Source organism: Bacillus sp. ISL-47, assembly GCF_018613175.1.
Taxonomy (GTDB): domain Bacteria; phylum Bacillota; class Bacilli; order Bacillales; family Cytobacillaceae; genus Cytobacillus.
In genome coordinates, this window is record NZ_JAGGQS010000011.1 from 133,726 (window position 1) to 142,489 (window position 8,764).

General features: G+C 41.1%; 11 protein-coding genes. 8 read left to right on the forward strand and 3 right to left on the reverse strand.

The annotated features are described in order from the left end of the window. Nucleotides 1-369 precede the first annotated feature (369 nt). Nucleotides 370-588, forward strand: coding sequence for a hypothetical protein (locus J7I93_RS05365; protein ID WP_214724045.1), 219 nt, complete (start codon nt 370-372; stop codon nt 586-588). Between the two features lie 41 nt (nt 589-629). On the opposite strand, the gene J7I93_RS05370 is transcribed toward J7I93_RS05365, so the two are convergent. Then, complete coding sequence (locus tag J7I93_RS05370) at nt 630-1,172, reverse strand: hypothetical protein (RefSeq protein WP_214724047.1); 543 nt, start codon at nt 1,170-1,172, stop codon at nt 630-632. A gap of 164 nt (nt 1,173-1,336) precedes the next feature. On the opposite strand from J7I93_RS05370, the gene J7I93_RS05375 reads away from it, so the two are divergent. Then, nucleotides 1,337-1,894: a DUF5366 family protein gene (locus tag J7I93_RS05375; protein ID WP_214724049.1), complete on the forward strand. Its 558-nt coding sequence runs from the start codon at nt 1,337-1,339 to the stop codon at nt 1,892-1,894. A gap of 120 nt (nt 1,895-2,014) precedes the next feature. Here the strand turns inward: J7I93_RS05375 and J7I93_RS05380 are convergent, their stop codons facing one another. Next, nucleotides 2,015-3,871: a transglycosylase domain-containing protein gene (locus J7I93_RS05380; protein ID WP_214724051.1), complete on the reverse strand. Its 1,857-nt coding sequence runs from the start codon at nt 3,869-3,871 to the stop codon at nt 2,015-2,017. A 216-nt stretch (nt 3,872-4,087) separates the two neighbouring features. Between J7I93_RS05380 and kapD the strand changes: the two genes are divergently transcribed. Continuing rightward, nucleotides 4,088-4,708: a 3'-5' exonuclease KapD gene (kapD, locus tag J7I93_RS05385; RefSeq protein WP_214724053.1), complete on the forward strand. Its 621-nt coding sequence runs from the start codon at nt 4,088-4,090 to the stop codon at nt 4,706-4,708. Nucleotides 4,709-4,747: 39 nt separating this feature from the next. Here the strand turns inward: kapD and kapB are convergent, their stop codons facing one another. After that, the gene (gene kapB, locus J7I93_RS05390; protein WP_214724055.1) at nt 4,748-5,128 is read right to left on the reverse strand and encodes a kinase-associated lipoprotein KapB; all 381 of its coding nucleotides are present in this window, start codon (nt 5,126-5,128) and stop codon (nt 4,748-4,750) included. Nucleotides 5,129-5,288: 160 nt separating this feature from the next. On the opposite strand from kapB, the gene J7I93_RS05395 reads away from it, so the two are divergent. From J7I93_RS05395 to J7I93_RS05415, 5 genes are all read left to right on the forward strand, one after another. Further along, nucleotides 5,289-5,999, forward strand: a complete 711-nt coding sequence (locus J7I93_RS05395; protein ID WP_285289064.1) for a peptidylprolyl isomerase — start codon at nt 5,289-5,291, stop codon at nt 5,997-5,999. A 115-nt stretch (nt 6,000-6,114) separates the two neighbouring features. Beyond that, on the forward strand, nt 6,115-6,324 hold the full coding sequence (locus J7I93_RS05400; protein WP_214724088.1) for a hypothetical protein: 210 nt from the start codon (nt 6,115-6,117) through the stop codon (nt 6,322-6,324). A 108-nt stretch (nt 6,325-6,432) separates the two neighbouring features. Further along, complete coding sequence (locus J7I93_RS05405; protein WP_214724057.1) at nt 6,433-6,996, forward strand: superoxide dismutase family protein; 564 nt, start codon at nt 6,433-6,435, stop codon at nt 6,994-6,996. 113 nt (nt 6,997-7,109) lie between these two features. After that, nucleotides 7,110-7,484 (forward strand): PH domain-containing protein, encoded by a 375-nt coding sequence (locus J7I93_RS05410; protein ID WP_214724059.1) that lies wholly within the window; start codon nt 7,110-7,112, stop codon nt 7,482-7,484. Nucleotides 7,485-7,582: 98 nt separating this feature from the next. Then, nucleotides 7,583-8,509, forward strand: coding sequence for a nuclease-related domain-containing protein (locus J7I93_RS05415; protein ID WP_214724061.1), 927 nt, complete (start codon nt 7,583-7,585; stop codon nt 8,507-8,509). Nucleotides 8,510-8,764 lie beyond the last annotated feature (255 nt).

An 8,764-nucleotide genomic window follows, 5' to 3' on the forward strand; every position in this document is an offset into this window, starting at 1 on the left:
AGCTTGTTGCTTTTTTTAACAAGTTGAGAGTAGAGGCTGATCTCCGCTCCAGGATGCTCAGCGAACCGCGGGGCGGGCGGTGAGCATCCTCGGCGCACAGCGCGTGTGGGGTCTCACCTGTCCCCGATGGAGTCTCGCACCTTCCGCTCCAATCAACCAATTTTTTTATCAATACTTTTATTTAACAACAATCTTTAGAAAAGAGCCTTTTTAGAAAAAGCAGTTTTCACAAACTTTATTGCTTTTTTAAACAAGTAGTGAAGAGAGGTTGATTTCCGCTAAATGGTGTACCGTTTACAAAAAAAACAGTACATCCCAGTGAATAAAAAATACATTAATTATGCACACTACTCATAGGGTGGTGTTTGTATGATCAAACATAAAGTCTCAGCAGCCATTGCTATCTTTGCCCTGCTTTTCGCAGGAGCCTGGATACTCGATCATCAAACAAAACGGGATTTCTATATTCCTGGAGAAGAAGAAGTGGTCGAGATGATACCGGCAAATTATGAATTGGATGCCGGGGGTAAACAAAGGCTGAAGGTATTTGAATCAAGGGAATATGTGAGGATACAGACAGCGTCATAATAAAGAGGATGAGTTTCCTCATCCTCTTGACTGCTGTCCTATTAGTATTTGCTTCGCCCGCGGTTGTGAAAAATCATAATGGCAAGCGGAACGGTTATGATAAACGAAAGGAAAAACAAAAATAATAACTTAGAAAATGCCGTAATTTTTTTCTCGATGTCATCTACATACATATCGAAGAATTCACGAATGGAATCATTGCCTAATACATTTGATGCGGTAAGAAATTCTTCTTTGTCAAAGTCATAATAATAAAAATCCTTTTTCTTAAAAATAAATAGTTTATCTCTTTTTTGTTCCAATTCCAGAAATACAACACCGATGTGTGAGGAGTATTCCTCGATCACTTCCTCATTCTCCGAGGTGGAGGGGTCATCGGATGTAACAATTTTTGTAACGTTTCCCTGCATGCCATATGCATCAATGACTGTAAATGAGTTTTCATTATAATAGTGAACAGTACTGCGCAGCTGCTCTTCAAGCACTTCCTCAAATCCTTTTTCCACTTCCGAAGCTCCTGCCGGGATTATAAATAGAACCAATAACAAAAGAATGGCCATAAGAAAACATAATCCTTTTTTCAATTGTGTTCCCCCTTTATCTATAAAACAAATGGAGTTGCTAGAATATGGTTTATATCTATGCCGGGAAAAACTGAAATATACAGATCGGGCAGGCTATTGTAAAAATTATGAAAATCGATGATAATAGATAGCTAGAATAAAAGAGTTATGTGGATGGGGAAGAAATGAAGAATACATACTTAACGAGTTATTTTCCGCTATTAGCGATTATTTTGTTTAGTACCTCTCTAGCAATTAAAACCCAGATGGAATTAGTTATCTTTTTGAAGAAATCAGGGATCTATCAGGGGATGCTGGAATTTTTTTCAGAAGGCGGAGTTAAGCTTTCTCTGACCATTTTGCTATTAGTCATGTATTTTATGATTTTTGCCGCTTTAAAACTGGTAGCTGATACGATTAATGGGCTTTCTCTTCTGTTTTTTTCAAAGGATTTGGAAGGGGATAGCCTGACAAAGATACGCCATGGTTCCACTATTTACTTTATTGGAGGCGCACTATCGCTGCTTAGCCTGTTCAGCTATACAGGCATCGGAATCATTTTCGCAGCAGCGACTCTTATTTACTTTATCTATTTTGTGTACAAGGCAAGTTCATCGTTAACTTTTGCGGGTTTAACCGGTGTGATCTTCTTTCAGGTTATCATCTGGTCCTCCATGCTGACTGGTGTTTTTTATCTTTCTATTAAAACATACAACAGCATCATGGCGAGTCTGCCGATTTAAAAAGGAGGGCGTCCTGTAAAGGGTGCCCTCCTTTTATCAAAGAGATTTTGGAATATACCTATGAAAGATTCATTTTATCCTCGAAACCAAATATATCATTTTTTATCGGTCAAACGATTTTTAGTCCGCCATCATATCCTTCCAAATCAGCAGCTGCGGAGCTTGTGATTGGATAGACACGAGGCTGCCTGGATCGTCTTTTCCAATCCAGACTCCGGCCGTATACTGACCAGTCAAGCCTATGAACCAGTAATCTTTGTACCCATTGGTTGTTCCTGTTTTACCGCCCGCGTATCTGTTGGGCAGGATTGCTTTTCGTGCAGTACCGGATTGAACGGTTTTCGCCATTAATTGCCGGAGCTTGTCTGTTGTCCTGTTGCTCCATATCTGAACAGAAGGGTCATCCCAGCTATAAAGGAGTTCCCCTTCCAGATTGGTAACTTTTCGTATCGCTCTTGCGGGCCGGTAATATCCTTCATTTGCAAATACGGTATAAGCAGAAGTAAGCTCCAGCGGTGTCATTCCGTACGAGAAGCCGCCTACTGCAGCAGATAAACCACGATCCTTTTTAGAAACCATTTTAAAACGAAACTGTGATAAATCCTTAAATCCTATTTCAATCCCGATCGAATCCAATAGCCTTACTGCAGGTGTATTATAGGAGTGAATGAAGGCTCTTTCCAAAGATACCATCCCATAGCGGGCCCCGCCATAGTTCTGCGGACAGTAGCCGTTCCTGCAAAAAGCACCGGCATTTATTTGATCCTGAAGAGAAGCGTTTGTGCGCTCGATATATGGCGCATACACAAGCAGCGGTTTTATGGCAGAGCCTGGCTGCCTGTAAGCCTGGAATGCCCTATTAAAATCATATTTATGATAATTTTTTCCGCCGGCTAGTGCTGATATCTCCAGGGTGTCGTTGTCAATTACAGCTGCGGCACCTTCAACATCCTTGTAAGGCAGCCGCTTTTGAAGCGAACTTTTTGCTTTTTCCTGAAGAGCGGGATTCAAGGCAGTTTCAATTATGACGCCCTGCTCCATTAAGCTGGCAATTCTTTCATCGAGCTGTGTATCCAATTCATCTTTCTTCTGTTCATCCGCAATTGAAACCTTTTCATGATAGCCTTCTTTTTGGGAAATCAATTCCCTTAGTTCTGCTTCAACGTACGTTACATAGTCCGGGTACAAGTCAATCCTTTGCTTCATCTGAAGGCTGATCGATTCACTTTTTATCGTTTCTGCTTCCTCCAGGCTAAGGAGATTTTCTTCCTTTAATTGGTCAATTAGCCTTACCTGTCTCTTCTTTGTCCTGTCAAAATGCTTAACTGGGTCGTAAAAGGAAGGATTATTTGGGATCGCAGCGAGAAATGCAAGCTGTGCTTTTGACAAATCCGCAGCACTTTTTTGAAAATAAAGCCGGGATGCAGCTTCGATTCCATAAGCGCCATTCTGGAAATAAATCGCATTGATATACAATTCCAGAATTTTCTCCTTTGAAAATTTCCGCTCCAGTTCATAAGCATATAAAATCTCACTGAGCTTGCGGTTATAGGATTGTTCATGGGTTAAAAATACATTTCGCGCAAGCTGCTGGGTAATCGTGCTGGCTCCTTGTTCTATATCATCAGATTGGATATTGATCGCCAGAGCCCGGCCAATGGCAGCGATGTCAAATCCGGCATGTTCATAAAAGTGCTGGTCCTCTGCAGTGATAAATACATCCTTAAGAAAGGATGATATGCCACCGGAAGACAAGTATACCCTGTTCACGGGCTGATGGATTTCGGAGATTACCTGGCCATTGCCTGCTTTTATATAGCTGGTAAGCGGCAAACGAATTTCTTTTATTTGCAGGTTTTCATCCAGCACCTCATGAAAGCCCTGCACCTTTTGGGTTTCCGAGGAAGTGGCAAATACCAGTACGACAAAAATGGGCAGCAAAAAAAGTATGATAAAAAAGCCTGTCCATGTACGCAAATGCCCATAACACCGCCTTTTTGCAATTTTTAAAGTCCTATCCTATTTTTCGGCTTTTTCCGCGAGGAGTTAAGTTTTTTGTCAGTGCATGTGAAACCGGGGACGACCTGTTAAAAAATCAGGGCTGAAAACCAAATTACACAGAAAATTGAAATATTTCGTGCTATAATATAAGAAATTATGTGCGTTAATTTTAAAATGAAAGCAGGTGAAAGCGTGGGGGAGGAGCACCAATACTTATTTATTGATTTTGAGTTTACAATGCCTGAAAAAGGCGGTGCATTTAGAGGGTTTTATCCAGAAATCATAGAAGCGGGAATTGTATCCGTTATGAACAATCAAATCTGTGATGAGTTTTCTTCCTATGTAACTCCTGTCCGTTTTCCAAAATTGTCCGAGCGATGCAAGTCCTTTTTGCATATTTCTCAGGAACAGGTGGACCAGGGAATTACTTTTCTTGAGCTTGTTGAAAAGATGAAGGACATGAACCAAAACCGGCCTTGCACAATCATCACTTGGGGCAATATGGATATTAGGGTTCTAAAGAATAACTGCAATCAGGCTGGAACAGCTTTTCCATTCAGAGGTAAAGAAGTGGATCTTTCGATGGAATATAAACGTTTTTTCGGAGACCAAAACCAGACGGGTCTATGGAAAGCCGTTCAGGAGTACGGCAAAGAAGGAACCGGGAAACATCACCGTGCCTTGGATGATGCATTGACTACCTACAATATTTTCAGATTGGTAGAAAAGGATAAAAAGTATCTTCAAAAACCGGAGCCTACAACGATCGGAGACCGAGTCGATTTTTCCAAGCTTTTTAATAAATTTGCTTAACAAGCCAAATCCAACAAAACGATTTGGCTTGTTTTCATACTACTTAAAATAGTCTTTTTCCAATGATTCAATATTGTTCAGGCTTTTTTCAGCCCATGCGGATGAATCCCCCGCCAGCTCTGTCCTCATTTTATCAAGTGACTTTTTAAGAGAATCCTTATATTCAGGTATTTCCTCTTCAAATGGCTTGACCATTTGCTTTGGCACATTCGTTTGCTCCCTGTATGCCAGTGCACGCCGTTCATGGAAAAGCATAACATCTGCCTCTTTAGGGTTATGTAAATCGCCTTGCATTGGATGTTTTAAGACCGCCAATACTCTTACCAGGTAATGCTGAGGGCGGATATCTGTTACTTCCCCGATATACTTGCCGGTTTTATAAATGGCTGTTACTTTGTCGCCGATACGGATGTCTGCCATTATCATCTCTCCTTTCCAGTCTTCTTTAGACCTATTATGACTTACATGTTTGAAAAAACAAAGTGCAAATTTTCAATAAATCAGGTAAGCTAAAAAATAGCAGAAATTTGATTTGCCTTATGGAGAGGCTGTCAATATCGTACATAGGAGGAATGAACATATGAAATGGCGTATTTTTGCTCCGCTGCTTACCTTAATGCTAATCCTGGCTGCATGCGGGACAAGCACTGAAAAGGAAACGGACAATGCGAACGGTTCCGAAAACAAAGAAACTCAAACTGAAAACCAGGCGAGTGAAACTCCGGACAGTTTTCCGCAATTAACGGAAGAGGTACAGGAGAATGAAAGACTGGTGGAAATGCAGACATCAAAAGGCAATATTAAAATCAAGCTCTTCCCAGAGCAGGCTCCAAAAACAGTCGAAAACTTCATTAAACATAGCGAAGATGGCTATTATGACGGTTTGATCTTCCACCGTGTCATTGAAGACTTTATGATTCAGGGCGGCGATCCGAAGGGAACAGGCATCGGAGGAGAGAGCATTTATGGAGAGCCTTTTGAAGATGAATTCTCCAATCAGCTCTTTAATATTCGCGGAGCGTTATCCATGGCCAATTCCGGCCCGAATACAAACGGAAGCCAATTCTTTATCGTGCAAAACACGACAGTGGACCCAAGCTTGAAAGAGCAAATGGAAAAAGCCGGCTACCCGGAAGAAATCATTAAAGCCTATGAAAAAGGCGGAACACCATGGCTCGACCAGGTTGTTGAAGGAATGGACGTAGTGGACAGCATCGCAGCAGTCGAAACAGCTGAGCAGGATAAGCCTGTTGAAGATGTGGTGATTGAAAAGATCGACGTTTTGAAATAATGAAAGTGGCACAATCAACCAGAAATTTGAACAACCGCTAAAAAATTGGACAGTATTTTCATAGCTGATATAATAAACCATTGAACCACTGCTTTTGCAGAAAGGATAGAATATGATGTTGCAATGGTATGTACTGTCGCTGTTTCTATATTTTCCGGAAGATAAATCAGAATACGGCCCTGCAGCCGTTACGTTTGCCATCTTTTTAGTTGCCGCCATCCTGACAATGAGATTAATTATCCGTGTTTCAAAACGCGAGGCTGCGAAGGCAAAGGAACTTGAGGATCACATGAGCAGGCAAAATGGGCAGGAAGAGAACAGCTGAGAGCTGTTCTTTTTTTTGTCTGGTCCGTCCATTTTCTTTTATTCTCTGTTTATCAAAAAATTGATTGGGCAACACTAAAGACAAAATGTCTTGATGGAGGATACAATCATGAGAAAAGCCTGGATGCTTGTTTTTGTTTTGCTTCTGGCTGGTTGTGCAGAAGAAAACATTACAAATACGGAAGTGGAAATGTTTAATGCTGTGGGAGATTCCTTAGGTACAATCAAGGTGGAGGAACAGTCGAGCGGCGTTATGCTGAGTCTCGATCTAAACGGCCTGCCGCCGGGAGAACACGCCATTCATATCCATGAAGAAGCGAAATGCGAGCCGCCTGATTTTAAATCAGCCGGAAACCATTTTAATCCGGACAACAAGGAGCACGGACTGCTTCATCCGAAAGGCGCCCATGCAGGAGACCTTCCCAATTTAATTGTCGAGGATGACGGCAAAGTGAAGGTTGATCTAATGGCTCCGCAAGTTACGTTAAAAGAGGGCAAAACCTCGCTGCTCACCAAGGAAGGAACTTCAATTGTCATCCATGAAGGAATGGATGATGGCATGGCCCAGCCAGCTGGTGATTCCGGAGAGCGTATCGCATGCGGCAAGATTTCAAAGGATAAAGACGAAAAGGGCCAGAAAAAGGCTCAGGATGACCAATCAACTGAAGGATAATTCAAAGAGCATCTTCCCGGCTAAGGGGAGATGCTTTTTTATAACCAGAAAGCTGGGAAATTTCCGGAATTATTCGTATAATAGAATTACACCCTGTTAAGGAGGTTTTTTACATGGGATTATTCGATGGTTTTATAGGCAATGCTTCTGAAGCGAAAATTGAAGAGGTTCAGGGTGAATTTGCAGCGGTACTGGCTCCGAGTGAGCAAGTGGAAAAAGCCTATCGGCTGGTTCGCGATTTATTCATTTTTACAAACAAGCGCCTTATCCTGGTAGATAAACAGGGGATTACAGGGAAAAAAGTAGAATACCACTCCATCCCATATAAAAGCATTACCCACTTCAGCATTGAAACCGCAGGCAGTTTCGATCTGGAAGCAGAATTGAAGATTTGGATTTCAGGTTCAGAAGAGCCAATTGAAAAGCAATTTAACAAAAGCTTAAATATATACGAAGTACAAAGCGTTCTTGCTGAATATGTACTGTAATACCACCCTTTACTGGCAGCCGGTAAGGGGTTTGTTTTGCTTGTTAAAATAGTGGAATTTTCATAAAATGGATTTATCTTTAAGAAGGGTTGTGAAATATGATTATTAAACCTCGCTTTGAATCAGAAGAGTTAAAAGTGTTACGCTATTTGTATCGCCGTTTGGAATTATCAGCGAAGGATGAAAATCATTATCTTAATTTAGAAAAAGGCACTGCTGGCGAACTGCAGTTTGACAGGATGCTGGAGAATTTACCGGATGATTGGATCCATTTGAATGACCTTTTGCTGGAAAACAACAATACAATGTTTCAAATTGATGCAGTGCTCATCAGTAGCAATACCATTTATATTTTTGAAGTAAAAAATTATGAAGGTGATTATTACATTGAAAATGAGAGGTGGTATTCACTAACTTCAAAAGCAGAGATAAAAAGTCCCCTCCTTCAGCTGCAAAGAAGCGAAACACTTTTAAGAGGAATCCTCAAAGAACTTGGCTTCAACATTCCCATTAAACCCAATCTCGTATTCGTTAACCCCGGATTCCAACTGTACCAAGCCCCAAAGAACCTGTCCGCTATTTTTCCCGCCCAACTAAACCGCTTTATAGAAAAATTAAAAGATACGCCCGCAGCAACAAAAGCAAGAAATATGAGGTTTGCAGAACAGTTAATCTCTCGTTGCTTGAAAGAGAACCCTTATTTACGAATTCCTGAATATACCTATGAGCAGCTTGAAAAAGGGATCCCGTGCCTATCTTGTTCATCCTTTCTGGCTCCATTTAGACAAGGCACCTTAATATGTAAAGAATGCGGCTCTAAAGAAGAACTTGAATCCGCCGTACTGAGAAGCGTGGATGAATTTAGAACCCTGTTTCCGGAAAGGAAGGTTACCTCAAATGATATTTATGAATGGTGCAGTATAATTAGTTCTACTAAAGTAATACAAAGGATCCTTTCGAGGAATTATGAAATTCGAGGACATGGAAAGTACTCTTTTTATGTTAGTAAGCAAGATCAAAATTGAATAGTAAATTTGTCAGTCAGAGAGAAATCTTTGTTATTAGGCTTCCATGAAGCCGAAAATTTAAGAAGTCAGCAGGAAAAGGTCGTCATAGAGGGTTCATGAAGCCGAAAATCTAAGTAGGCAGCCGAGAATGATCGCCATAGAGGGTCCATGAAGCCGAAAATCTAAGTAATCAGCAGGAAAAGGTCGTCATAGAGGGTTTATGAAGCCGGAAATCTAAGTAAACAGCAGGAAAAGGTCATAAAACAAGGATAA

Excerpts from the sequence above, each read along its gene's own strand:
- J7I93_RS05365 (WP_214724045.1), top strand. The coding sequence starts at position 370 with ATGATCAAACATAAAGTCTCAGCAGCCATTGCTATCTTTGCCCTGCTT.
- J7I93_RS05375 (WP_214724049.1), top strand. The coding sequence starts at position 1,337 with ATGAAGAATACATACTTAACGAGTTATTTTCCGCTATTAGCGATTATT.
- kapB (WP_214724055.1), bottom strand. The coding sequence starts at position 5,128 with ATGGCAGACATCCGTATCGGCGACAAAGTAACAGCCATTTATAAAACC.
- J7I93_RS05395 (WP_285289064.1), top strand. The coding sequence starts at position 5,289 with ATGAAATGGCGTATTTTTGCTCCGCTGCTTACCTTAATGCTAATCCTG.
- J7I93_RS05400 (WP_214724088.1), top strand. The coding sequence starts at position 6,115 with ATGTTGCAATGGTATGTACTGTCGCTGTTTCTATATTTTCCGGAAGAT.
- J7I93_RS05405 (WP_214724057.1), top strand. The coding sequence starts at position 6,433 with ATGAGAAAAGCCTGGATGCTTGTTTTTGTTTTGCTTCTGGCTGGTTGT.
- J7I93_RS05410 (WP_214724059.1), top strand. The coding sequence starts at position 7,110 with ATGGGATTATTCGATGGTTTTATAGGCAATGCTTCTGAAGCGAAAATT.
- J7I93_RS05415 (WP_214724061.1), top strand. The coding sequence starts at position 7,583 with ATGATTATTAAACCTCGCTTTGAATCAGAAGAGTTAAAAGTGTTACGC.